This window comes from Micromonospora sp. NPDC048170 (assembly GCF_040652795.1).
GTDB lineage: Bacteria > Actinomycetota > Actinomycetes > Mycobacteriales > Micromonosporaceae > Micromonospora.
The window spans coordinates 278,426-302,187 of sequence record NZ_JBEZMR010000003.1 but is presented as its reverse complement, the minus strand read 5'-3'; the positions used below and the strand labels follow the sequence as shown (position 1 = coordinate 302,187).

Genomic DNA, 23,762 nt, shown 5'->3' with positions numbered 1-23,762 from the left:
AGGGCCCCTTCCTAAACCTTCACCCGCCCGGAGCCGGTTGGCGCTCAGGGGCATGATCCAGGCACCATGGACAAGCTATGACGCTCACCGCCGCGCTGCCGACAAGCGCCGACCCCGACACCCTCTTCGACGCGTTCGCCGGTTGGGCGAAGGAGCGCGGCCTCGACCTCTACGCCCACCAGGAGGAGGCGGTCATCGAGATCGTCTCCGGCGCCAACGTGATCATGAACACGCCGACCGGCTCCGGTAAGAGCCTGGTCGCGATCGCGGCGCACTTCGCGGCCCTGGCCGACGACCGGACGACCTTCTACACCGCCCCGATCAAGGCCCTGGTGTCGGAGAAGTTCTTCGCCCTCTGCGAGGTCTTCGGCGCCGACAACGTGGGCATGCTGACCGGCGACGCCAGCGTCAACGCCGACGCGCCCATCATCTGCTGCACCGCCGAGATCCTGGCCAACCTCGCGCTGCGCGAGGGCGACCGCGCCGACGTCGGCCAGGTGATCATGGACGAGTTCCACTTCTACGCCGAGCCCGACCGTGGCTGGGCGTGGCAGGTGCCGCTGATCGAGCTGCCGCAGGCGCAGTTCGTCCTGATGTCCGCCACGCTGGGCGACACCACCCGCTTCGTCGACGACCTGACCCGGCGTACCGGCCGGCCCACCGCCGTCGTCCGCTCCGCCGAGCGGCCGGTCCCGCTCATCTTCTCGTACGCGATGACGCCACTGCACGAGACCCTCGAGGAACTGCTGGAGACGAAGCAGGCACCCGTCTACGTGGTGCACTTCACCCAGGCTGCCGCCCTGGAGCGCGCCCAGGCCCTGATGAGCGTCAACGTCTGCACCCGCGCCGAGAAGGACATGATCGCGCAGGCGATCGGGAACTTCCGGTTCACCTCCGGCTTCGGCAAGACCCTGTCCCGGCTGGTGCGGCACGGCATCGGCGTGCACCACGCCGGGATGCTGCCCAAGTACCGCCGGCTGGTCGAGACCCTGGCCCAGGCCGGTCTACTCAAGGTCATCTGCGGCACCGACACCCTCGGCGTCGGGATCAACGTGCCGATCCGCACCGTGCTGTTCACCGGCCTGTCCAAGTACGACGGGGTGCGTACCCGGCTGCTCAAGGCCCGCGAGTTCCACCAGATCGCCGGCCGCGCCGGGCGGGCCGGGTTCGACACCGTCGGCCGGGTCGTCGTACAGGCACCCGAGCACGTCATCGAGAACGAGAAGGCGCTGGCGAAGGCCGGCGACGACCCGAAGAAGCGGCGCAAGGTGGTGCGCAAGAAGCCGCCGGAGGGCTCGATCGGCTGGGGGAAGCCCACCTTCGACCGCCTCGTCGAGGCCGAGCCGGAGCCGCTCACGTCCAGCTTCCAGGTCAGCCACTCGATGCTGCTCAACGTCATCGGCCGCCCCGGCGACGCGTTCGCCGCGATGCGGCACCTGCTCACCGACAACCACGAGGACCGCGCCGCCCAGCGCCGGCACATCCGGCGCGCCGTGGCCATCTACCGGGCGCTGCGCGCCGGCGGGGTCGTCGAGCAGCTCGACGAGCCGGACGAGGCCGGGCGGCGGGTCCGCCTCACCGTCGACCTTCAGCTCGACTTCGCGCTCAACCAGCCGCTCTCCCCGCTGGCGCTGGCCACGATCGAGCTGCTCGACGTCGAGTCCCCCGCGTACGCCCTCGACGTGCTCTCGGTGATCGAGTCGATCCTGGACGACCCGCGCCAGGTGCTCTCCGCGCAGCAGTTCAAGGCCCGCGGCGAGGCGGTCGCCGCGATGAAGGCCGAGGGCATCGAGTACGAGGCCCGACTCGAACTCCTCGACGGGGTGACCTGGCCGAAGCCGCTGGCGGAGCTGCTGGACTCGGCGTACGAGATGTACCGGCAGGGGCACCCGTGGGTGGCCGACCACCAGCTCTCCCCCAAGTCCGTCGTCCGGGACATGTACGAGCGGGCGATGACCTTCACCGAGTTCGTGCAGTTCTACGGTCTGACCCGGTCGGAGGGCCTGGTCCTGCGCTACCTCGCGGACGCGTACAAGACGCTGCGGCAGACGGTGCCCGAGGACGCCAAGACCGAGGAACTGGTCGACCTCATCGAGTGGCTCGGCGAGCTGGTCCGGCAGGTCGACTCCAGCCTCATCGACGAGTGGGAGCGGCTGCGCAACCCCACGGACGCCGCCGAGGCCGCCGAGGCGCTCGACGACCGGGTGCCGGCGGTCACCCGCAACGCCCGGGCCTTCCGGGTGCTGGTGCGCAACGCCCTGTTCCGCCGGGTCGAGCTGGCCGCCCTGCGCCGCTGGTACGAGCTCGGCGAGCTGGACGCCGCGGCGGGCTGGGACGCGGACGCCTGGGCCGACGCGCTGGAGCCGTACTTCGAGGCGTACGACTCCATCGGGGTGGGGCCGGACGCCCGCGGCCCGGCGCTGCTCATGATCGAGCAGGGTCGGGAGCGGTGGACGGTCCGGCAGATCCTCGACGACCCCGAGGAGGACCACGACTGGGGGATCAGCGCCGAGATCGACCTGGCGGCCTCGGACGAGGCCGGCGCGGCGGTCGTCCGGGTCACCTCGGTCGGCCAACTCTAGGGCGGGTCACGCGGCTTCCGCGGCGAAGGCCAGGGCGACCAGGGTCCCGTTGCTCACGGCATGGGCGAGGATCGGGACCCAGAGATTCCGATGGCGGTGCAGGAGCCAGGCGAAGAGCAGGCCGGCGAAGAGCGCGCTGACGGTGTTGAAGACGCGGGGCAGGTGGACCACGGCGAAGAACCCTGCCGACAGGAGGATGGCGGCGGCAGCCGGCATCCGTGCGGCCAGTCCCTGGTAGAACACGCCCCGGTACAGGACCTCCTCGTACAGGGGGGAGGCGACGGCGCCGAAGGCGAACGCGAAGGTGAACTGGGCCAGCAGACTGCCGGCGGGGTGACCGCCTTCACCGCCACCGCCTTCGACGACCGCCGCGGGTAGCACCAGCAGCAGGCCGAGGGTGAGGGCCGCCTTGGCCAGGCCCCAGCCGACCGCGGCACGGACCTGGCCCGATCGAGGGCGGGACAGCATGAGGGGCCGTCGGATGGCGCCGAAGCGGTGCCGGACGACGGCGAGGCCGACGGCCAACTGCGTGCCGTTGATCAGGACCCAGGCGATGCTCGACGCGGCCATCTCCGACATGCCCAGTCGGGTCGGCCCCTGGGCCAGGAAGTCCGCCACCGCGGAGTTGGCGAGGCCGATGCCGACCAGGAGTACGAGGGCCATATCGAGGTAGCTGAACCGGGAGGTGCGGCCCTCCAGGGTGCGCTGGCCGGGGCGAAGGGTGCTCATGCAGCAAGATTAGGTTGACGACCTATATCGGTCAAATGACCGGTCATCTATGATCGCAGCGTGCCGAAGATTGTGGATCACGAGGAGCGGCGGCGACACCTGGGCGGGGCCGCCTGCGTCGTACTGGGGCGCACGGGTTCGGCCGGAATGACGGTCCGGGCCGTCGCCAACGAGGCGGGCATGGCTCTTGCCACCGCCCAGCACTACCTGCCGACCCGGGAACACATGGTCCGGGCCGCCATCGACCACCTGGCGGACCGCGTCGTGCGTCGGGCGCGCCAGATCCCCGCCGAGTCGATCACCGTGGAAGTCATCGGGCAGGCCGTACGACAACTCGTCCCGCTGGACGAGGAGCGCACCTTCGAAGCGCGAGTCTGGCTGGCCCTCACCGCGGAGTCACTGGTCGACGACCAGATCGCGGTGGTTCTCGCCGAGAGCGAGGTGGAGCTGCGCGCGAACCTCGAGCGACTGCTCGCGCTCGGCCAGGCGAGCGGCGACATCGGCGCCCAGGTGGACGCGCGAGCCGAGGCCGCCGCACTGACCACCCTGATGGACGGCCTCACCCTGCGGATCCTGACCACCGGCCTGAGCCACGTCGACGCGTGCCAGGAGATCGACGCCCACCTCGTCCGGCTGGCGCCGGAACAGGGGCGCCCGATAGGGCAGGACCGCCTCCGCCAACCCCTGGGAGATGTCACACCGGTCGATTAGAATGTGTGTACTAATCGAGGTCCTGACCTGGGAGGACGCCCGTGACCACGCCCGCCTCCGCGCCGCCCACCCCGTACGCCACCCTGCTCGTCTTCACCCGTTACGTCGACCGCACCGGCCCGACGAAGGCCACCTTCGTCGGGGGCCTGCGCAAGCAGCGGGCCAGCCGCTCCGGCTTCAACCCGCACGGCCAGTTCGTCAAGGCGCTCAAGGCCGACATCGCCTTCCACACCGGCGGCACCCACCTCGACCAGGTGGTCGACGTGGTCAAGCCCCGCTGGCGCCCGCTCTACCAGGCCCTCGTTCCCGGCGCGAAGACCTGGCTGCACTCGCTCGGCGAGCCGAGGGCCGTCGACCTCGCCCAGACCCGCGACGCGCTCGCGATGCTCGGTGACCTGCCCGTCAAGATCAACCCCCAATTCGGCGTACGCCACGCCGACGGCCGCGTCGAGGCCGTCCGGCTGCACTTCGACGAGGCCCCGCCCAGCGAGGAGGCGGTGCTCGCCACCCTGCACCTGATGGCCCGGCACATGGACGGGGTGCTTCCGCACGCCGAGCCGGTCCTGGTCGACATCCGCCGTGGCGAGGCGCACCGGATGCCCGCCGATGCCCGCCCCGAGCAGATCGAACGCTGGCTGGCCGGCGAGGCGGCGGCCTTCCGGGCCATCTGGGCCACCGCCGCCTGATCCCTCCACCCGCCCACCCGACCCGCTCGCCCGGTCCGGCCGCCACGGCCGGGCCGGGCGCCACCGGGATCTCCGGAACGCCGCCGGCCAGGCCGGGAACCGGTGGCCCGGGCGGGTCGCCCGACCTACGCGGGAGCCCACATCCCGGGCGGCGGATCGACACGACGACCAGCATCGTGGATCATCTATCTTCATGACCACCGGGTCCACCGACGCCCGACCGCCCGCCGAAATCACCGACCACGACCAGGCCCCCGCCGCCACCGGGGATCCCGGCAGTCGTGCCTGGTGGGGCTGGCTACGACACGAATGGACGCTGGCGGTGCTCGGCGGGCTGCTGCTGGCGGTGGTGCTGACCTGGCCGACCATGCGGCATCCGGCGAGCACGGTCCCCGGCGACATCGGCGACCCCACGTTGCAGGCGTGGCAGATGGCCTGGGCCGGGCACGCGGTGCTCAGCGACCCGGCCGGCCTCTGGCACTCGAACACGTTCTTCCCCGAGAAGTACACGTACGCCTACAGCGACACCCTGCTCGGATATGCCCCGATCGGCATGCTCGGCTCGGGCTTCGAGGCCGCCCTGGTCCGGTACAACGTGATGTACGTGCTGGTGCACGCGTTGGCGTTCGTCGGGGCGTACGCGCTGGTCCGGCAGTTGGGGGCCGGCCGGCTGGGCGGAGTGGTCGCCGGGGCCGCATGGGCGTACGCGCCCTGGCGGCTGGCCCACGCCGGTCACCTGAACATCCTGTCGAGCGGCGGGATCGCGTTGTGCCTCGCGATGCTGGCCCGGGGTCACGGCTGGTCGTTGCGGCACGGCTACCGGCCCGAGCGACGGCGACCGGGCTGGGCGCTGGCGGGGTGGCTCGTCGCCGCCTGGCAGATCAGCCTGGGCTTCGGCATCGGGCTGCCCCTGGTCTACTTCCTGCTGGCCGCCGTGCTGGTCGGGGCCGGCGGCTACGGCTGGTCGTGGTGGCGGCGCGGGCGACGACCCGCGTTCGGCCGGCGGCTGCTGGTCGCGGACGTGGCCGGTGGGGCCGTCTTCGGCACGGTGACGCTGCTGCTGGGCCTGGTCTATTTGCGGGTGGTCGACCTCAATCCGCAGGCCGAACGGTCGCTGGCCTGGACGGAGATGTTCTCGCCGCCGCTGATCGGGTTCGCCACCGCGCCGGCGACCTCGTGGCTGTGGGGCGAGCGGCACGCGGCGGCCCGGGAGCAGTTGTCCTGGCCGCCGGAGATGGCGCTGCTGCCCGGAATGGCGCTGCTCGCGTTGGCCGCGGCGGGGCTGTTCGTCTCGGTGTACCCGGCCCGGCACCGGGTCGTGTTGGGGCTCGGCGTGCTCGGCACGGTGCTGCTGGGCCTGGGCGCCACCCTCGGCGGTGACGGCGACCCGGGCTACCTGACGCTGTCGAAGCACCTGCCGGGGTGGGACGCGCTGCGGACGCCGGGCCGGATGATGCACTGGACCAGCCTGCTGATGGCGCTGCTGGCGGCGGGCGCGCTGACGGTGTTCGCCAAAGCGGTGCGGCAGTGGTCGACGCGCGGCTGGGCCAGGCTCCTGGCGCCGGTGGTCCTGCTGGTGCCGCTGGCCGTGGTCGGGCTGGAGGGGATCAACCGGACGGCGCACCCGGTGGTGCCGACGCCACCGGCCGCGATGCGTACGGCGGCGGAGCCGGTGCTGGTGCTGCCCGCCGGCGGCGCGCTCGACCTGATCTTCATGTTGTGGACGACCGACGGGTTCCCCCGGGTGACGAACGGACTGGGCGGCTTCGAGCCGGTCACCCAGGCGCAGACCCGGGCCGCCACGGCCGCCTTCCCCGATCCGGTCAGCGTGGCCTACCTGCGCGGCATCGGGGTGCGGTCCGTCGTGGCCCTGCCGGGCTGGGCCGCCGGTACCCCGTGGGAGGGCATCGCGGACCGGCCGTTCGACGGCCTGGGCATCACCCGGGAGGAGATCGATGGTGTGCTGGTCTACCGCCTGTGACCGGGTCCGCCCTGGTCGGCGCGGCGCGGCTCGGGCATCCACGGGCACGAGCCGGGCGGGGTGACGGACGTGCGCCTGTCGGTGGTGGTGCCCTGCTTCAACGAGGAGGCCTCGGTGGAGCGGCTGCACACGGCGGTGACGGCGGCGGTCGCGGAGCTGTCCGACGTCGACATCGAGGTGGTGTACGTCGACGACGGCAGCTCCGACGACACCCTCGTGGCGTTGCGCCGGCTCGCGGCCGCCGATCCGTGTGTGCGGTACACGTCGCTGAGCCGGAACTTCGGCAAGGAGGCAGCGATGCTGGCCGGCCTGGAGCGGACCACCGGGGACGCGGTCGTCATCATGGACGCCGACCTCCAGCATCCGCCACGGCTGCTGCCCGAGATGGTGGCGTTGTACCGGCAGGGTTTCGACCAGGTGATCGCCCGCCGGGACCGGCGTGGCGACCGGTTCGTACGGATGCTGGCCTCCCGGTCCTTCTACCGGGTGGTCAACTGGTGGATCGACGTGCGGCTGCTGGACGGGGCGGGTGACTTCCGGCTGCTGTCCCGGCTCGCGGTGGACGCGGTGCTGGCCATGCCGGAGTACAACCGGTTCTCGAAGGGGTTGTTCTCCTGGATCGGGTTCAGGACGGTGGTGGTCGCGCACGCCAACGAGACCCGCCAGACGGGCCGGAGCAGGTGGACGTTCGGCAAGCTGTTCAACTACGCGTTCGACGGGCTGTTGTCGTTCAACAACCGGCCGCTGCGGCTGGCGATCTACGCGGGCCTGTTCCTCACCCTGATCGCGGTGGTGTACATGGCCTGGGTGGTCGCGGACGCCGTCAGCAAGGGCATCGACGTGCCCGGCTACACCACCATCATCGTCAGCGTGATCGGTCTCGGCGGCATCCAGATGACGATCCTGGGCGTGATCGGCGAGTACATCGGCCGGATCTACTACGAGACCAAGCGTCGGCCGCACTACCTGGTCCAGGAGACCGAGGACCTGGTCACGGAGAGCGGGGAGGCGCCCCGGGTGCCGGACCAGCCGGCGGTGCGGCCGGCCGAGCGGGTCGGGCGGGGTGGGCCGGCCCGCGAGGACCTCTCCCGGTACCGCTCGCTGCGTCGCGCCGCCGGTGAGTCGGTGGCGGGCGACGCGCGGCAGCAGTAGGGGCGGCGCGGCGGGCGCTCCGCCGGGACGCGGGCCGCAACGCCAGGATCCGCGCGACGCCCGGGCGGGTGCCGGTTCGACGGGTCGTCGAGCGGCGCCTACGGTCACGTTGCGCGGATCCTGGATGGTGTGCCGGGGTTCCCGGGGGCGGGGTCAGGCGGTGAGGTACTTCTCCAGGTCGTCGAGGATCCTGTTGGCGGCGCCGACGCCGATGCCGGTCATCCAGATCTCGTCGGAGACGACGTGCGCCTTGCCCGCCTTCGCCGCCGACAGCCCCTTCCACAGGGTCCCGCCGGTGACCTTGGCCTGCTCGGCGGCGGACTTCTCGCCGTACGCCGTCACGAAGATGACGTCGCCGTCGACCTCGCTGATCCGCTCCGGGCTGACCCGGTCCATCCGCCGGTCCTCCTTGCCGGTGAGCTGCTGCCGCTCGGGGCGGCCCAGCCCGGTGTCGCCGATCACGATGCCGGAGAACGAGTCCGGGCCGTACACCCGGATCTCGGTCGGCATGAAGCGGACGATGGAGACCTTGCGGGTGGCGGCGTCGCCGAGCTTGCCGCCGAACTCCCTGGCCCGGGTCTCGTACGCGGTCAGCAGGTCCTTGGCCTGCTGCTCCTTGCCGAGCGCCTTGCCGTCGAAGAGGAAGTTCTCCTTCCAGGTGATGCCGACCTTCTCGGTGAAGACGGTCGGTGCGATCGCGGCCAGCTCGTCGTAGAACTTCTCCTGGCGGAACTTGCTGCCCAGGATCAGGTCCGGCTTGAGGTCGTTGATGGCCTCCAGGTCGGGCTCGGTGAGCACCCCGACCTCCTTGATGCCGGCGAGCTTCTCCTCGCCGAAGTAGGTCGGCCAGCTCTTCGCCTCGCCGGCGGTGGCGGCGCCGACCGGTGTGACGCCGAGGGACAGCGCGGTGTCGATCTTGTCGGTGTCGAGCACGACGACCCGCTTGGGTTCCGCCGGCACCTTGGTGGTGCCCATGGCGTGGGTGATCTCCCGGGTCTCCCCGGTGGTGGTGTCGGCGACCGGGTCGCTCTCACCGCAAGCGGTGAGACCGACGCCGAGGGCCAACGCCGCGGTGAGGACGGCGGCGAGACGACGCATCAGATTCCTTTCGAAGGGTACGAGCCGGTCAGCGGCGTAGCCGCGGGACCGGCGGAGGGGCGGGGCGCAGGTGTCCGCGCGCCCGCCGGAGCAGAGCCGACGGAGTCGGCCGCGTCAGCGGAGCTGACCGGGGCGGCCGCGTCAGCGGAGCGGTCCGGGCTGGCCGTGCCGGACGGCCGGGCCAGCGAGGGACTGGTGAGGGCGGGCACCACCATGGGCGCCCCGGTCACCGGGCAGGGCACGACCACGCAGTCGAGGCCGAAGACGTCCCGGACCAGGTCGGCGGTGAGGATCTCCCGGGGCGGCCCGGCGGCCACCACGGCGCCGGAGCGCATGGCGATCAGGTGATCGGCGTACCGGGCGGCCTGGTTGAGGTCGTGCAGGACGGCGACGACCGTACGACCCCGCTCGACGCGCAGCCGGTGCAGCAGGTCCAGCACCTCCACCTGGTGGGCGAGGTCGAGGAAGGTGGTCGGCTCGTCCAGCAGCAACGCCTCGGTGTCCTGGGCGAGGGTCATGGCGATCCAGACGCGCTGGCGCTGGCCGCCGGAGAGGGTGTCCACCGGCCGGTCGGCCAGCCCGGCCACGTCGGCGAGCGCCATGGCCCGGTCGACGGCGACACCGTCGGACTCCGACCACTGCCGCCACCACCGCTGGTACGGCTGCCGGCCCCGCCCGACGAGGTCGGCGACGGTGACCCCCTCCGGCACCAGCGGGCTCTGCGGAAGCACGCCGAGCCGGCGGGCGACGTCGCGGGTCGGCAGGTCCCGGATGGCGGTGCCGTCCAGCAGCACGGCGCCGCGGCGGGGGGTGAGCAGGCGGGCCATCGTGCGCAGCAGGGTGGACTTGCCGCAGGCGTTGGGCCCGACGATGACCGTGAACGCGTCGCCGGGCAGCTCCAGGTCGAGCCCGTCCAGCACGGTCCGCTCGTCGTAGCCGGCGACCAGGTCGCGGGTGGAGAGCATCACGCCTCCTTGCCAGGGTGGGACATCACGAGGACCGCCGCCGCCCACGGAGCAGCAGGAAGATCAGGTACGGGCCGCCGATGGCGGCGGTCAGCACGCCGGCGGGCAGTTGGGTGGGGGCGAACAGCCGCCGGCCACCCAGGTCGGCCAGGACCAGCAGCAGCGCCCCGAGCAACGCGGCGCACAGCAGCGGCGGGCGCTCCGCGCGGACCAGCCGGCGGGCCAGTTGCGGGGCGACCAGGGCGACGAAGTCCACCGCGCCCACCTGGGCGGTGACCATCGCGGCGGCCAGCACCCCGGTGCCGGCGAGGCCGACCCGGCGGGCCACCGGGCGCAGGCCGATCCCCCGCGCGGTGTCGTCGTCCAGGGCGGTGCTGTTCAGCGCCCAGCCGGCCCAGGCCAGCACCGGCAGGAGCGCGGCCAGGGTGAGGGCGATCCACAGGCTCTCGGTCCAGCCCTTGCCGGCGAGCGTGCCGATCAGCCAGATCTGCGCGCGCAGCCCGTCGATCGGGTCGGCGGTGAGCATGACCACCTCGATCAGCGCCCGCAGCGCGAAGGCGACCGCCACCCCGGCGAGCACGAACCGCTGGGCGGCCAGCCCGTGCCGGGCGCCGAGGACGAAGAGCAGCACGGCGGCCAGCAGCCCGCCGACCAGCGCGGCCGGCGCCACCAGCACGGCGGCGACGCCGCTGGTCAGGGCCACCGTCGCGGCGAGACCGGCGCCCTGGGTGATGCCGACGACGTCGGGGCTGGCGAGCGGGTTGCGGGCCACGCTCTGGATCAGCGTGCCGGCCACCCCGAAGGCCGCGCCGGCCACCGCCGCCAGCACCAGCCGGGGCAGCCGCAGGTCGAGCACCACCAGGTCGTACGGCGTGCCGGCACCGGAGAGGGCACGCAGCACGTCGACCGGGGCGACGTACGGGGTGCCCAGGGAGAGGCTGAGCACCCCAGCGGCCAGCAGCAGCACGACGAGCGTGGCGGCGACCAGCACCGGGCGGCGGCGGATCTGCACACTGACCGGGCCGATCCGCACCAGCGAACGCCCGGGCAGCGCGGAGACGCCCACCCGATCCGCCGATCGTCCGGCGGCCGGGACGGCGGGGGCGCTCACGCGGTCACCACCTTCGCGCGACGGACCAGGAAGGCCAGCAGCGGGGCACCGATCAGCGCGGTGACGATGCCCGCGGGCACCTCCCCGGGCGGGGCGACGAGCCGGCCGACGACGTCGGCGCCGAGCAGCAGCGCGGGCCCGAGCAGCGCGGAGACCGCGAGGGTCCACCGGTGGTCGGCACCGACCAGGGCGCGGGCCAGGTGTGGCACCGCCAGCCCGACGAACGCGATCGGCCCGGCCGCGGCCACGGCCGCCCCGGTGAGCAGCACCGCGGCGCCACCGCCGCCGACGCGGACCAGCCCGATGCGGTGCCCGAGGCCCCGGGCCACGTCGTCGCCGAGGGCGAGCGCGTCCAGGCCCCGGGCGACCAGCGCGGCCATGAGCAGCCCGGCGAGCACGAACGGCAGCACCTGGACGGCCACCGTGAGGTCCCGGCCGGTCAGCCCGCCGACCACCCAGAACCGGTACTCCTCGAAGGTGCGGGCGTCCATGCTGAGCAGCGCGTACACCATGGAGGCGAGACTGGCGTCGAGGGCCGCGCCGACCAGCGCGAGGGTGACCGGGCTGGCGCCCTCGCGGGCACTGGCCGCGACGGCGAACACCAGCAGACCGGCGAGGAGCGCGCCGGCGATGCCGAACCAGACGTACCCGGCGAGGGTGCCCACGCCGAAGACGGAGACGGCCAGCACCACGCCGACCGAGGCCCCGGCGCTGATGCCGAGGATCCGCGGTTCGGCCAGCGGGTTGCGGGTGAGCGCCTGGAAGAGGACCCCGGCGACGGCGAGCGCCAGCCCGACGGCGAGGCCCAGCGCGGTACGCGGCATCCGCAGTTCCCGGACGATGGTGGCGGCCTCGCCGCCGTCCGGGGCGACCAGCGCGCGCCACACCTCGTCGACGGCCAGCGCCCGGCTGCCGAGCGCGAAGCTCGCCAGCACGGTCAGCAGCAGCACCAGCGCGGCGGCCACGACGACCGCGAGCCGACGGCCTCCACGAGCCCGGGGCCGGGTGCCGGCCGGGGCCGGTCGGGTGGCGAGGGTGGTCACGAGGCTCCTGCACGTTCGCGCTTAGGGTCGCCTTACCTTAGCGGACGGCATTAGCCTGACCTAACTCGCGGTTGTCGATCCGACCGGCGCTGACCAGGGCGGACAGCGCCGAATCCGGGCGGGCGGCGGCCCCGGCCGCCCTAGGGTGTGGGACATGCGATTCGACCGGCACACCGTGGTGCTCCTGGTCCGTCCGCCGGACGCCCCCGACCTGCCGCTGGACGCGGCCGACCGGTTGCAGGACGCCCACCTGGCCCACCACGCGGGGCTGGTGGAGCAGGGGCTCGTCCTGGCCGCGGGCCCGTTCGTCGACACCGACGACGACCGGCTGCGCGGGTTCGTCGTGCTCTCCATCTCCGCCGAGGAGGCCCGCGAGCTGTATCACAACGACCCGGCCGTGCGGGCCGGGCGGCTGGCCGTACAGGTGATGAGCTGGATGGTGCCGGAGGGCAACGTGCGGTTCGAGAGCGTGCCCATGCCCCGGTCGATGCTGGAGGCCGCCGCCGGCGACTGACGCGTCAGCCGTCCCCGCCCGTGCGGGCCCCTGGCAGCGACGGACCCCCGTCGAGCTGCTGGTCGGCCCAGACGTACGTCTCCGGCAGCAGCTCGGCGACGTGCACCACGCGCAGCGCGTCCATCGGGCCGACGATGACCCGGACGGTGGGGAAGTAGTCGCGCAGCACCTGCCGGCAGCGCCCGCAGGGCGGGATCACCCCGCGCCCGCGGTCGCCCACCGCGACGATCGTCTCCAGCTCGGTGACGCCCTGGGTGGCGGCGGCGCCGACCGCGACCACCTCGGCGCAGGGACCGCCGGTGAAGTGGTAGACGTTGACCCCGGTGAAGACCCGGCCGTCGGTGGTGCGCGCGGCGGCGGCGACCGTGTGGTTGTCGCTGCGGCAGCGCAGCTTGGCGACCGCCGTGGCGGCCTGCACCAGGGCCCGGTCGGTGTCGCGCATCGTCATCCCATCCCCCGTGGCCAAGGTCGGTCGGCGCCCCACTCTAGACCGGCGGACCGACGTCGCGCTCCCCCTGCCCGCAGCCGTCGACGGGCGCGCCCGGGGCGGTGGGGGCGGCGGCGGCGGTAACCCGGGGGCGGTCCGGCCGTCGGCTGCCTATCCTTGGCGACGACATGCAGAATCCAGCCGCACCCGCCGCGACCGACCCCGTCCGCGAGCTGCACCGCCGCCTCCGTCCCCTGATGTTCCGCGACCAGCGCCGCCTGCAACGGCGGCTGGACGGGATCCGCAGGCTGCGCGACCCGCAGCGCCGCGAGTCGGCGCTGGGCGAGATCGCCGCCGACGTGGCGCGGGCCGAGGCGGTGCTGGAGAGCCGGCGCGCCGCCGTGCCGGTGATCACCTATCCGGCCCAGTTGCCGGTGAGCGAGCGCCGCGACGACATCGCCGCCGCGATCCGCGACCACCAGGTGGTGATCGTGGCCGGCGAGACCGGCTCCGGCAAGACCACCCAGCTGCCGAAGATCTGCCTGGAGCTGGGGCGCGGGATCACCGGGCTGATCGGGCACACCCAGCCGCGCCGGCTGGCCGCCCGTACGGTGGCGGACCGGATCGCCGAGGAACTCGGCACCGAACTGGGCGACGTGGTCGGCTACAAGGTGCGCTTCGCCGACCAGGTGAGCGACCGCAGCCTGGTCAAGCTGATGACCGACGGCATCCTGCTCGCCGAGTTGCAGACCGACCGGATGCTGCGCCAGTACGACACGCTGATCATCGACGAGGCGCACGAGCGCAGCCTCAACATCGACTTCATCCTCGGCTACCTGCGGCAGCTCCTCCCCCGCCGGCCCGACCTCAAGGTGGTCATCACCTCGGCGACCATCGAGACCGACCGCTTCGCCCGGCACTTCGCCGGGCCGCCCACCGACGACCAGCCGGACGGCGTCCCGGCCCCGGTGGTCGAGGTCTCCGGGCGGACGTACCCGGTCGAGGTGCGGTACCGGCCGCTGGTCGAGGTCGCCGACGGCGAGGACGACGGAGAGGACGAGGAGAACGTCCGGGACCAGATCCAGGCCATCGGCGACGCCGTCGAGGAACTGGCCGCCGAGGGGCCGGGCGACGTCCTGGTCTTCCTCAGCGGCGAGCGGGAGATCCGGGACACCGCCGACGCGCTGGGCAAGCTGGTGGAGAAGAAGCCGGCGCTGCGCGGCACCGAGATCCTGCCGCTGTACGCCCGCCTCTCCACCGCCGAACAGCACCGGGTCTTCGCCCCGCACACCGGACGCCGGGTGGTGCTCGCGACCAACGTCGCGGAGACCTCGCTCACCGTGCCCGGCATCAAGTACGTGGTGGACCCGGGCACGGCCCGCATCTCCCGCTACAGCAGCCGGCTCAAGGTGCAGCGGCTGCCGATCGAGCCGGTCTCGCAGGCGTCGGCCAACCAGCGCAAGGGCCGGTGCGGGCGCACCTCGGACGGCATCTGCGTCCGCCTCTACGACGAGCAGGACTTCCTCTCCCGCCCGGAGTTCACCGACCCGGAGATCCTGCGCACCAACCTCGCCTCGGTCATCCTCCAGATGACCTCCATCGGGCTCGGCGACGTCGCCGCGTTCCCGTTCATCGACCCGCCGGACCGGCGCAACGTCACCGACGGCGTCAACCTGCTGCACGAACTCGGCGCGCTGGACCCGACCGAGGCCGACCCGGCGAAGCGGCTCACCCCGCTCGGCCGGCGGCTGGCCCAGCTTCCCGTCGACCCGCGGCTGGCCCGGATGGTCGTCGAGGGCGAGCGCAACGGCTGCGCCACCGAGGCCATGGTGATCGCCGCCGCGCTGTCGATCCAGGATCCCCGCGAGCGGCCGGCGGAGAAGAAGGCCCAGGCCGACCAGGCGCACGCCCGGTTCACCGACCGCGAGTCGGACTTCGTGACGCTGCTCAACCTCTGGCGGCACCTGCGCGAGCAGCAGCGCGAGCTCTCCTCCAGCGCGTTCCGGCGGATGTGCAAGGCCGAGTACCTCAACTACCTGCGGGTACGCGAGTGGCAGGACATCGTCAGCCAGCTGAGCCGTACCACCGAGCAGGGCGGCGGGCGGGAGGCCGGCGGCGGACGCCGGGGCGGCGCGGACCTGCCGGAGGAGATCGACACCCCGAAGGTCCACCAGTCGCTGCTGGCCGGGCTGCTGTCCCACGTCGGGCTCAAGGACGCCCAGAAACACGAGTACCTGGGTGCCCGGGGCGCGAAGTTCGCGCTCTTCCCCGGCTCGGCGCTGTTCAAGAAGCCGCCGCGCTGGGTGATGGCGGCCGAGCTGGTGGAGACCTCCCGGCTCTGGGGGCGGGTGGCCGGCCGGGTCGAGCCCGAGTGGGTCGAGCCGCTCGCGACGCACCTGGTCAAGCGCAGCTACAGCGAGCCGCACTGGGAGAAGAAGCAGGCGGCCGTCATGGCCTACGAGAAGGTGACCCTCTACGGCGTCCCGATCGTCGCCTCGCGCAAGGTCAACTTCGGTCGGATCGACCCGGCCCTGTCCCGGGAGCTGTTCATCCGGCACGCCCTCGTCGAGGGCGACTGGCAGACCCACCACCGGTTCTGGGCCGACAACAAGCGGCTGCTGGCGGAGATCGAGGAGCTGGAGCACCGGGCCCGGCGCCGCGACATCCTCGTCGACGACGAGACCGTCTTCGACTTCTACGACGCGCGGATCCCCGCCGACGTGGTCTCCGGGCGACACTTCGACGCCTGGTGGAAGCAGGCCCGCCGGGCGCAGCCCGACCTGCTCACCTTCACCCGCGAGCTGCTGGTCAACGCCGGCCGGGTCGGGGTCGACGAGGCCGACTACCCCGACGAGTGGTCCGCCGACGGGGTGGCCCTGCCGCTGACCTACCGGTTCGAGCCGGGCACCGCGACCGACGGCGTGACCGTCGACATCCCGCTGCCGCTGCTCAACCAGGTGCCGGCGGAGAGCTTCGACTGGCAGGTGCCGGGGCTGCGCGAGGAACTCGTCGTCGCGCTGATCCGCTCGCTGCCCAAGGCGGTACGCCGCAACTTCGTCCCCGTGCCGGACTACGCCCGCGCCGCGCTCGCCGCGATGCCCGCCGGCGAGGAGCCGCTGCTGGACGCGCTCACCCGGCAGCTGCGCCGGATGACCGGCGTCACCGTGCCCCGCGACGCCTGGGACACCGAGCGGCTCCCCGCGCACCTGCGGGTCAGCTTCCGGGTGCTCGACGAGGAGAACAAACCGGTCGCCGAGGGCAAGGACCTGCCGGCCCTGCAACGCCAGCTCAAGGCGGAGGTACGCCAGGTCGTGGCCGCCGCCGCCCCGGACGTGGCCCGCACCGGGCTGCGCGAGTGGGCTGTCGGCACGCTGCCGCGCACCATCGAGCAGGTCCGCGCCGGGTACGCGGTGACCGCGTACCCGGCCCTGGTCGACGAGGGCGACACGGTCGGGGTGAAGGTCTTCGACTCGCCGGCCGAACAGGAGGCCGCGCACTGGGCCGGCACGAGGCGGCTGCTGCGGCTGACCGTGCCGTCGCCGGCGAAGTTCCTCCAGGGGCGGCTGTCCAACGAGGCGAAGCTCGCGCTGAGCCGCAACCCGCACGGCGGCGTGCAGGAGCTGATCTCCGACGCGGCCGGGGCGGCGATCGACAAGCTGATCGGCGACGCCGGCGGCCCGGCCTGGGACGCCGAGGGCTTCGCCGCCCTACGGGAGAAGGTCCGGGCCGACCTGGTGGACACCGTGGTCGAGGTGATGGACCGGGTCCGCAGGGTGCTCGCCGCGGCCCACGCGGTGGAGCAGCGGCTCGGCGCCACGAGGGACCTGGCGGTGGTGGCCGCGCTGGCCGACATCCGGGCGCAGCTCAACGGCCTGGTGCACGCCGGGTTCGTCACCGAGACCGGGTACGCGCGCCTGCCCGACCTGCTGCGCTACCTCACCGCCGTCGAGCGGCGACTGGACCGGCTGGCGGGCAACCCGCAGCGCGACAAGCAGCAGCAGGACCGGGTCGAGGTGGTGCAGAAGGAGTACCGGGAGATGCTCGCCGCGCTGCCGCCGAGCCGCCGGCAGTCGGCGGCGGTCCGGCAGATCCGCTGGATGATCGAGGAGCTGCGGGTGAACGTCTTCGCCCAGGCGCTGGGCACCCCGTACCCGGTGTCGGAGCAGCGGATCTACCGGGCGATGGACGACGCCGAGGCCCGGTAGCGGCGTCGCAGCACCCGCAGCAGCACCGGCGGGGAGAGCAGCCGCGTCGGCGGGTCGACGAGGTTCACCACCCGCAGGAACGCCGCGCCCAACGCCGGGTCCCGGGTCGCCGCGGCGTGCAGGCGACCCACGTACGCGTTGACGAGCCGTACCCGTGGCGACCGCCGGCCGGGCACCTCGGGGAAGCGCAGGTCGGTGCCGACCGCGATGGACCACGGCCCGTCGATCAGCCGCGCAGCGCCCCGGAAGAACCGCCGGGCGAGCCGGTCGGCCGATCGCCGGAGCAGCCGGCGCAGCAGCAGCGCCTCCAGCGCGGCGACCGTCATGCCCTGCCCGTAGACGGGGTTGAAGCTGCACACCGCGTCCGCCACCACCAGGTAGCCCGCCGGGAACCGGCGCAGCCGCTCGTAGCGCCGCCGCACGCTGGCCGGGAACCTCATCGTCGCCGGCGGGCTCTCCGGCCGGGCCGTACGCAGCAGGTCGGCGATCTGCGGGGCGGCGAGGGCCTCGGCGAAGGCGGCCATCCCCTCGTCGTCGGCCGGCGGCTCCTCGCCGAGCATGCCGCTGAGCGCCACCGCGAAGCGGCCCTGCTCCTGCACGGCGACGATGCCGCCCCGGGGCTGGCCGGGGACGGCGTTGGCGAGCGCGCCGAGCAGCCCCTCCAGATGGTGCGGCTCGCGCCGGTAGGTGCGGGTGAGGTAGGTGACGCCGACCCTGACCCGTTCCTCCGGCGCCGGCCGGTAGCCGAGATCGGCCAGCCACACCGGGCTGCGGGTGCCCCGGCCGCCGGCGTCCACGACGAGATCGGCCGCGACGGTGATCGGCTCGCCGTCGCGGGGACGCAGCCGTACGCCGGTGACCCTCCCCCGGTCGGCGGTGGTGGTCAGGCCCTCCGCCTCGCAGCCCGCCACGATCCGCACCCCGGGCAGGGCGGCCACCCGTTCCCGGACGACCTGTTCCAGCAGCGGTCGGCTGACCCCGAGGGCGAGCAGCGGCGACGGCGCGCGCCGCATCCGGTGGCCGTTGTTGTACCAGTGGACCTGCTCGTGCAGGTCGACCGTGGGCACGCCGCACGCGGTCAGTTCCGCCGTGATCCCGGGCAGCAACTCCTCGAACGCCTGCCGGCCCCGGGTCAGCAGGATGTGCAACTGCCGCCCCTGCGGTACGCCCCGGCGGCTGTCCGCCTGCTCGGGCAGCAGGTCACGGTCCACGAGGGTGACCCGGTCGTACGCCTCGGTGAGAGCGCAGGCGGCCAGCAGGCCACCCATGCTGGCGCCGATCACCACGGCGCTGCCCGTTGCCATGCGGGCAGCGTAGGCAGGCCGGCGGGGGTCGGTCGTCTTCCGTCGTGCGCACCCGCCGGCAGGGTCAGAGCGGCTCGACGCCCGGCGGCAGGTCCCCGTCGGTGGTGGCGTCGCGGACGTAGTCCAGCAGTATCCGGCGCAGCTCCCGGCCTGCGTGGGTGGGCACCACGTCGCGCCGTCGGGCGACCGCGATGGTGCGCCGGACGCCGGGCGGGGCCAGCCGGGTGACGCGCACGCCCGGGCGTCGGGCCACCACGATGCCGGGGACCAGCGCGACGCCCAGCCCGGCCTCGACGAAGCTCAGCACCGCGTCCATCTCACCGCCGTCGACGGCGATGGTCGGTTCGAAGCCGACCTCCCGGCAGGCCTGGATGGTGGCATCGCGCAGGTCGTAGCCCTCCCGGAACATCACCATCGGCTGGTCGCGCAGGTCGGTGACGCGCAGCTGGCCGGTGTCCGTGGCCGCCGGCAGCGCCTCGACCGAGGCGACCACCAGGCTCTCCCGCAGGATGGGGTCGGCGCGCAGCCCGGGATCGGTGCCCTGGGCCGGCATGATGATCAGCGCCAGGTCGAGGTCGCCGCGGAGCAGGCCGCGGACCAGGTCCTGCGAGCCGCTCTCCTCGACCCGCAGGTCGATGGTGGGGTGGGCGTCGCGGAACCGGCGCAGCACCGGCGGGGCGAGCGACGTGGCCAGGCTGGGGGTGGCGCCGAGCCGGACCCGGCCGCGGCGCAGGCCGACCAGCTCCTGCACCTCGCGGGTCGCGGTGTCCACGTCGGCCAGGATCCGTTTGGCCAGGGGCAACAGCACCTCGCCGGCCGCGGTGAGCGTGATGTTTCCCCTTACCCGCTCGAAGAGCGGGGCCCCGAGGGCCTCCTCCAGAGCGTGAACTTGCTTACTCAACGACGGCTGCGTGATGCCGACGATGTCGGCGGCCTGGGTGAAATGTCGTACTTCCGCCACCGCCACGAAGTACTTGAGCTGATGGAGCTGCATCTACATAGCCTACGGCTATCAAGACTGCGAGTTCGATGCATTGGACGACTGAATCAAGTACTCCTAGCGTCGATCGCGTGGTAATCACGAAAACTCGGTCGCCCATCCGCTCCAGCGTCGGCCTGAAGGCCGTCATGGCGGTGACGGGCATCGTGCTGGTGTCGTTCCTCATCGCGCACATGCTCGGCAACCTGAAGGTCTTCACGGGGGCGGCCTCGTTCGAGCACTACGCGCACTGGCTGCGCGAGATCGGCGCCCCGATCCTGCCCGACGTGTGGTTCCTGTGGATCATGCGGATCGGCCTGCTGGTGGCGGTGCTCGGCCACATCTGGGCCGCCACCGTCCTCGCCGTGCGCGCCCGCGCCGCCCGCCCCGTGCGGTACGCGCACCGCAAGAAGGTCAAGGGCAGCTACGCGGCCCGCACGATGCGCTGGGGTGGCGTGATCATCCTGCTCTTCGTGATCTACCACATCCTGGACCTCACCACCGGCACGCTGAACCCCGTCGGCGACCCCAGCCGGCCGTACGCCAACGTGGTGGCCGACTTCGCCCCGGAACGCTGGTACGTGACGCTCTTCTACACCCTGGCGATCGTCACCCTCGGCTTCCACCTGCGGCACGGCCTGTTCAGCGCCCTGCGCAGCCTCGGCCAGCAGAGCCCGCGCGGCGAGCGGCGGGCCCGAGCCGTGGCCCTGGTCTTCGCCGTCGCGCTCTGCGTCGGCTACCTGGTGGTCCCGTTCGCCGTACTCACCGGATTGGTGTCCTGACATGGATCTCTACACCGAGGGCGACCCGATCGCCGACACCAAGGCTCCCGACGGCCCGGTCGAGACCCGTTGGGAACGCCGCCGCTTCGAGGCCAAGCTGGTCAACCCGGCCAACCGCCGCAAGATGACCGTGATCGTGGTCGGCACCGGCCTGGCCGGCGGCTCGGCCGCCGCCACGCTCGCCGAGCAGGGCTACCGGGTCAGGTCGTACTGCTACCAGGACAGCCCGCGCCGGGCGCACTCCATCGCCGCGCAGGGCGGCATCAACGCCGCCAAGAACTACCGCAACGACGGCGACTCCGTGCACCGGCTCTTCTACGACACCGTCAAGGGCGGCGACTTCCGCTCCCGGGAGTCGAACGTGCACCGGCTGGCCGAGGTCTCGGTCAACATCATCGACCAGTGCGTCGCCCAGGGCGTCCCGTTCGCCCGCGAGTACGGCGGCCTGCTGGACACCCGCTCCTTCGGCGGCGCGCAGGTGCAGCGCACCTTCTACGCCCGGGGCCAGACGGGCCAGCAGCTGCTGCTCGGCGCGTACCAGGCGCTGGAGCGGCAGATCGGCCTCGGCAACGTCGAGATGAACGCCCGGCACGAGATGCTGGAGCTGATCGTCGTCGACGGCAGGGCGCGGGGCATCGTCGTCCGGGACATGGTCACCGGCGAGATCACCACCGAGTTCGCGGACGCGGTCGTGCTCGCCTCCGGCGGCTACGGCAACGTCTTCTACCTCTCCACCAACGCCAAGGGCTGCAACGTCACCGCCACCTGGCGGGCCCACCGCAAGGGCGCGTACTTCGCCAACCCCTGCTACACGCAGATCCACCCGACCTGCATCCCGGTCTCCGGCGACCACCAGTCGAAGCTGACCCTGATGAGCGAGTCGCTGCGCAACGACGGCCGGGTCTGGGTGCCCAAGGCCAAGGGCGACACCCGCAGCCCGAGGGACATTCCCGAGGACGAGCGGGACTACTACCTGGAGCGGATCTACCCCTCCTTCGGCAACCTGGTCCCCCGGGACATCGCCTCGCGCGCCGCGAAGAACGTCTGCGACGAGGGGCGCGGCGTCGGCCAGACCGGGCTCGGCGTCTACCTGGACTTCGCCGACGCGATCAACCGGCTCGGCCGCAAGGCCATCGAGGCCAAGTACGGCAACCTCTTCGAGATGTACGAGCGGATCACCGGCGAGGACCCGTACGAGGTGCCGATGCGGATCTACCCCGCCGTGCACTACACGATGGGCGGCCTCTGGGTCGACTACGACCTCCAGTCGTCCATCCCGGGTCTCTTCGTGATCGGCGAGGCGAACTTCTCCGACCACGGCGCGAACCGGCTCGGCGCCTCGGCGCTGATGCAGGGCCTGGCCGACGGTTACTTCGTGCTGCCGAACACCATCGCCCACTACCTGGCGTCCAGCCCCCTGGAGCAGGTCGACGCCACGCACCCGGCGGCCGTGCAGGCCCGTGCCGACGTCGAGGACCGGATCCAGCGGCTGCTGGCCGTCGACGGCGACCGCACCGTCGACTCGTTCCACCGCGAGCTGGGCCAGATCATGTGGGAGCACTGCGGCATGGAGCGCAGTGAGGCCGGGCTGCGCAAGGCGATCGACGAGATCCGCGCCCTGCGTGAGCAGTTCTGGCAGCGGGTCAAGGTGCCCGGCAGCGGCGACGGGCTCAACCAGTCGCTGGAGAAGGCTGGTCGGGTGGCCGACTTCTTCGAGCTGGCGGAGCTGATGTGCATCGACGCCCTGCACCGCGAGGAGTCCTGCGGCGGTCACTTCCGCGCCGAGCACCAGACTCCCGACGGCGAGGCGGAGCGCGACGACGAGCGCTTCGCGTACGTGGCGGCCTGGGAGTTCACCGCCACGGGCGAGCCCTCGGTGCTGCACAAGGAAGACCTGAAGTTCGAATACGTCCACCCCACGCAGCGGAGCTACAAGTGAACCTGACCCTGCGCATCTGGCGCCAGAGCGGCCCCGAGGACAAGGGTCGGATGGTGACCTACAAGGTCGACGACGTCTCCCCGGACATGTCCTTCCTGGAGATGCTCGACGTACTCAACGAGCGCCTGATCCTCTCCGGCGAGGAGCCGGTGGCGTTCGACCACGACTGCCGCGAGGGCATCTGCGGCATGTGCGGCCTGATGATCAACGGCGACGCGCACGGGCCGCAGCGCGGCACCACCGCCTGCCAGCTGCACATGCGGCAGTTCTCCGACGGCGAGACGATCGACATCGAGCCGTGGCGCGCCCGGGCCTTCCCGGTCATCAAGGACCTGGTGGTCGACCGGGGCGCCTTCGACAAGATCATCGCAGCCGGCGGCTACATCACCGCGCCGACCGGCAGCGCCCCCGAGGCGCACTCCACCCCGGTCGCCAAGGCCAACGCGGATGCCGCGTTCGAGGCGGCGGAGTGCATCGGCTGCGGCGCCTGCGTGGCGGCCTGCCCGAACGGCTCCGGCATGCTCTTCACCGCGGCGAAGGTCACCCAGCTCTCGCTGCTGCCGCAGGGCCAGCCGGAGCGCTACACCCGGGTGATCGGCATGGTCGACGCGCACGACGAGGCGGGCTTCGGCGGCTGCACCAACGCCGGTGAGTGCACCGTGGTCTGCCCGAAGGGCATCCCGCTGAACACCATCGGCCGGCTCAACCGCGACTTCCTGATGGCCACCTCGAAGCGGGGCGACAACACCCCCGGCTCCTGAGAACCGGAAAACCGGAGCGGACGGACGGGCCGCCGTACCCCTGCGGGTACGGCGGCCCGTCCGCTTTCCGGCAGCCCGCCCGACGACCGGGCCTCACGGCCGTCGAGGTGACGGGGCAGGACTCGGCGGCCCCTGTCGAGCTGCCCCGTCCGTGAGACCAGCCCACCGCCCACCGCCCGGCGCGCGGCGCCTCCTGTTCCCGCGTGCCCCATCCCACGGGGCAACTCGACAGGGGAAGCCGGCCCTACCGGTCGAACCGCCGCCCCATCCCACGGGGCAACTCGACTCGACGACGCGGTGGGCATGGAGGCCCACGGCGCGCCCGCCGGCAAGCTCGCCCAGACCGCCGCCGGGCTGCTGCCCGACAATCTCGCCAGGACCATGACCGACCGGGCGGGTGCCGACCGGCTGGTGGTGCTCAAGGCCGCGCTCAGGGCCGCGCTCAGGGCCGTCCGGCGTGGTGGCACCGTCTCCGTCTCCGGCGTGTGCGGCGGGGAGGTCGACCCGATGCCGCTGATGGAGATGTTCGACCGGGGCATCCAGCTGCGGATGGGACAGTGCCACGTGCGCCGGTGGACCGACGAGATCATCCCGCTGCTCTCCGGCGACGACGACCCGCTGGGCGTGGCGGACCTGCGTACCCACCGGGTGCCGCGGGCGCGGGCGCCGCAGGCGTACGAGATGTTCCGGAAGAAGGAGGACGGCTGCGTCAAGGTGGTGGGCCTTCGCCGGGTCACCGGCGTCGATCGATTCGCCTAGGGTGGTGGGCCGGAGAGCGCTCCGGGCCACACGA

Annotated in this window: 19 protein-coding genes; 11 read left to right on the top strand and 8 right to left on the bottom strand. The window is 72.7% G+C overall.

Annotated features, from left to right (window positions below; all coding sequences use genetic code 11):
* The first annotated feature begins 77 nt into the window (after window positions 1-77).
* The gene (locus AB0D32_RS07845; RefSeq protein ID WP_357086246.1) at window positions 78-2,582 is read left to right on the top strand and encodes a DUF3516 domain-containing protein; all 2,505 of its coding nucleotides are present in this window, start codon (window positions 78-80) and stop codon (window positions 2,580-2,582) included.
* 6 nt (window positions 2,583-2,588) lie between these two features.
* Here the strand turns inward: AB0D32_RS07845 and AB0D32_RS07840 are convergent, their stop codons facing one another.
* A complete protein-coding gene (locus AB0D32_RS07840; RefSeq protein ID WP_357086244.1) occupies window positions 2,589-3,311 on the bottom strand; it encodes a CPBP family intramembrane glutamic endopeptidase in 723 nt (240 codons plus the stop codon).
* A gap of 60 nt (window positions 3,312-3,371) precedes the next feature.
* On the opposite strand from AB0D32_RS07840, the gene AB0D32_RS07835 reads away from it, so the two are divergent.
* The 4 genes from AB0D32_RS07835 (at window position 3,372) to AB0D32_RS07820 (ending at window position 7,841) form a co-directional block, all read left to right on the top strand.
* The gene (locus tag AB0D32_RS07835) at window positions 3,372-4,022 is read left to right on the top strand and encodes a TetR family transcriptional regulator C-terminal domain-containing protein (protein ID WP_357086242.1); all 651 of its coding nucleotides are present in this window, start codon (window positions 3,372-3,374) and stop codon (window positions 4,020-4,022) included.
* A 41-nt stretch (window positions 4,023-4,063) separates the two neighbouring features.
* Window positions 4,064-4,708, top strand: coding sequence for a hypothetical protein (locus tag AB0D32_RS07830; protein WP_357086240.1), 645 nt, complete (start codon window positions 4,064-4,066; stop codon window positions 4,706-4,708).
* A gap of 193 nt (window positions 4,709-4,901) precedes the next feature.
* Window positions 4,902-6,689, top strand: a complete 1,788-nt coding sequence (locus AB0D32_RS07825; RefSeq protein ID WP_357086238.1) for a hypothetical protein — start codon at window positions 4,902-4,904, stop codon at window positions 6,687-6,689.
* 60 nt (window positions 6,690-6,749) lie between these two features.
* Window positions 6,750-7,841 (top strand): glycosyltransferase family 2 protein, encoded by a 1,092-nt coding sequence (locus tag AB0D32_RS07820; protein ID WP_357086236.1) that lies wholly within the window; start codon window positions 6,750-6,752, stop codon window positions 7,839-7,841.
* A gap of 153 nt (window positions 7,842-7,994) precedes the next feature.
* On the opposite strand, the gene AB0D32_RS07815 is transcribed toward AB0D32_RS07820, so the two are convergent.
* The 4 genes from AB0D32_RS07815 to AB0D32_RS07800 are packed head-to-tail and all read right to left on the bottom strand — an operon-like array spanning window position 7,995 to window position 12,058.
* Window positions 7,995-8,939 (bottom strand): iron-siderophore ABC transporter substrate-binding protein, encoded by a 945-nt coding sequence (locus tag AB0D32_RS07815; RefSeq protein ID WP_357086234.1) that lies wholly within the window; start codon window positions 8,937-8,939, stop codon window positions 7,995-7,997.
* Complete coding sequence (locus tag AB0D32_RS07810) at window positions 8,939-9,904, bottom strand: ABC transporter ATP-binding protein (RefSeq protein WP_357086232.1); 966 nt, start codon at window positions 9,902-9,904, stop codon at window positions 8,939-8,941. Before AB0D32_RS07810 ends, AB0D32_RS07815 begins: the two co-directional genes overlap by 1 nt.
* 25 nt (window positions 9,905-9,929) lie before the next feature.
* Window positions 9,930-11,015, bottom strand: a complete 1,086-nt coding sequence (locus tag AB0D32_RS07805; protein WP_357086230.1) for an iron ABC transporter permease — start codon at window positions 11,013-11,015, stop codon at window positions 9,930-9,932.
* On the bottom strand, window positions 11,012-12,058 hold the full coding sequence (locus AB0D32_RS07800; RefSeq protein ID WP_357086228.1) for an iron ABC transporter permease: 1,047 nt from the start codon (window positions 12,056-12,058) through the stop codon (window positions 11,012-11,014). The genes AB0D32_RS07805 and AB0D32_RS07800 overlap by 4 nt, the downstream gene beginning before the upstream one ends.
* Window positions 12,059-12,212: 154 nt before the next feature.
* Between AB0D32_RS07800 and AB0D32_RS07795 the strand changes: the two genes are divergently transcribed.
* The gene (locus tag AB0D32_RS07795; RefSeq protein ID WP_357086226.1) at window positions 12,213-12,572 is read left to right on the top strand and encodes a YciI family protein; all 360 of its coding nucleotides are present in this window, start codon (window positions 12,213-12,215) and stop codon (window positions 12,570-12,572) included.
* A 4-nt stretch (window positions 12,573-12,576) separates the two neighbouring features.
* On the opposite strand, the gene AB0D32_RS07790 is transcribed toward AB0D32_RS07795, so the two are convergent.
* Complete coding sequence (locus AB0D32_RS07790) at window positions 12,577-13,020, bottom strand: cytidine deaminase (protein WP_357086224.1); 444 nt, start codon at window positions 13,018-13,020, stop codon at window positions 12,577-12,579.
* A 167-nt stretch (window positions 13,021-13,187) separates the two neighbouring features.
* On the opposite strand from AB0D32_RS07790, the gene hrpA reads away from it, so the two are divergent.
* Complete coding sequence (gene hrpA / locus AB0D32_RS07785) at window positions 13,188-17,204, top strand: ATP-dependent RNA helicase HrpA (RefSeq protein ID WP_357086222.1); 4,017 nt, start codon at window positions 13,188-13,190, stop codon at window positions 17,202-17,204.
* Here hrpA and AB0D32_RS07780 read toward each other — a convergent pair.
* Entirely contained in the window at window positions 17,171-18,508 is a 1,338-nt protein-coding gene (locus AB0D32_RS07780) for an FAD-dependent monooxygenase (protein ID WP_357086220.1), read from the bottom strand. The two genes, hrpA and AB0D32_RS07780, sit on opposite strands and share 34 nt — an antisense overlap.
* A 64-nt stretch (window positions 18,509-18,572) precedes the next feature.
* Entirely contained in the window at window positions 18,573-19,502 is a 930-nt protein-coding gene (locus AB0D32_RS07775; RefSeq protein WP_357086218.1) for a LysR family transcriptional regulator, read from the bottom strand.
* An 83-nt stretch (window positions 19,503-19,585) separates the two neighbouring features.
* Between AB0D32_RS07775 and AB0D32_RS07770 the strand changes: the two genes are divergently transcribed.
* From AB0D32_RS07770 to AB0D32_RS07755, 4 genes are all read left to right on the top strand, one after another.
* A complete protein-coding gene (locus AB0D32_RS07770) occupies window positions 19,586-20,269 on the top strand; it encodes a succinate dehydrogenase cytochrome b subunit (RefSeq protein ID WP_357086544.1) in 684 nt (227 codons plus the stop codon).
* Between the two features lies 1 nt (window position 20,270).
* A complete protein-coding gene (locus AB0D32_RS07765; RefSeq protein ID WP_357086216.1) occupies window positions 20,271-22,208 on the top strand; it encodes a fumarate reductase/succinate dehydrogenase flavoprotein subunit in 1,938 nt (645 codons plus the stop codon).
* Window positions 22,205-22,969 (top strand): succinate dehydrogenase/fumarate reductase iron-sulfur subunit, encoded by a 765-nt coding sequence (locus tag AB0D32_RS07760; protein WP_357086214.1) that lies wholly within the window; start codon window positions 22,205-22,207, stop codon window positions 22,967-22,969. The genes AB0D32_RS07765 and AB0D32_RS07760 overlap by 4 nt, the downstream gene beginning before the upstream one ends.
* A gap of 303 nt (window positions 22,970-23,272) precedes the next feature.
* Window positions 23,273-23,728, top strand: a complete 456-nt coding sequence (locus AB0D32_RS07755; RefSeq protein ID WP_357086212.1) for a hypothetical protein — start codon at window positions 23,273-23,275, stop codon at window positions 23,726-23,728.
* The last annotated feature ends 34 nt before the right edge of the window (window positions 23,729-23,762 follow it).

Excerpts from the sequence above, each read along its gene's own strand:
- AB0D32_RS07845 (WP_357086246.1), top strand. The coding sequence starts at position 78 with ATGACGCTCACCGCCGCGCTGCCGACAAGCGCCGACCCCGACACCCTC.
- AB0D32_RS07840 (WP_357086244.1), bottom strand. The coding sequence starts at position 3,311 with ATGAGCACCCTTCGCCCCGGCCAGCGCACCCTGGAGGGCCGCACCTCC.
- AB0D32_RS07825 (WP_357086238.1), top strand. The coding sequence starts at position 4,902 with ATGACCACCGGGTCCACCGACGCCCGACCGCCCGCCGAAATCACCGAC.
- AB0D32_RS07815 (WP_357086234.1), bottom strand. The coding sequence starts at position 8,939 with ATGCGTCGTCTCGCCGCCGTCCTCACCGCGGCGTTGGCCCTCGGCGTC.
- AB0D32_RS07810 (WP_357086232.1), bottom strand. The coding sequence starts at position 9,904 with ATGCTCTCCACCCGCGACCTGGTCGCCGGCTACGACGAGCGGACCGTG.
- AB0D32_RS07795 (WP_357086226.1), top strand. The coding sequence starts at position 12,213 with ATGCGATTCGACCGGCACACCGTGGTGCTCCTGGTCCGTCCGCCGGAC.
- AB0D32_RS07790 (WP_357086224.1), bottom strand. The coding sequence starts at position 13,020 with ATGACGATGCGCGACACCGACCGGGCCCTGGTGCAGGCCGCCACGGCG.
- hrpA (WP_357086222.1), top strand. The coding sequence starts at position 13,188 with ATGCAGAATCCAGCCGCACCCGCCGCGACCGACCCCGTCCGCGAGCTG.
- AB0D32_RS07780 (WP_357086220.1), bottom strand. The coding sequence starts at position 18,508 with ATGGCAACGGGCAGCGCCGTGGTGATCGGCGCCAGCATGGGTGGCCTG.
- AB0D32_RS07775 (WP_357086218.1), bottom strand. The coding sequence starts at position 19,502 with ATGCAGCTCCATCAGCTCAAGTACTTCGTGGCGGTGGCGGAAGTACGA.
- AB0D32_RS07765 (WP_357086216.1), top strand. The coding sequence starts at position 20,271 with ATGGATCTCTACACCGAGGGCGACCCGATCGCCGACACCAAGGCTCCC.
- AB0D32_RS07755 (WP_357086212.1), top strand. The coding sequence starts at position 23,273 with ATGGAGGCCCACGGCGCGCCCGCCGGCAAGCTCGCCCAGACCGCCGCC.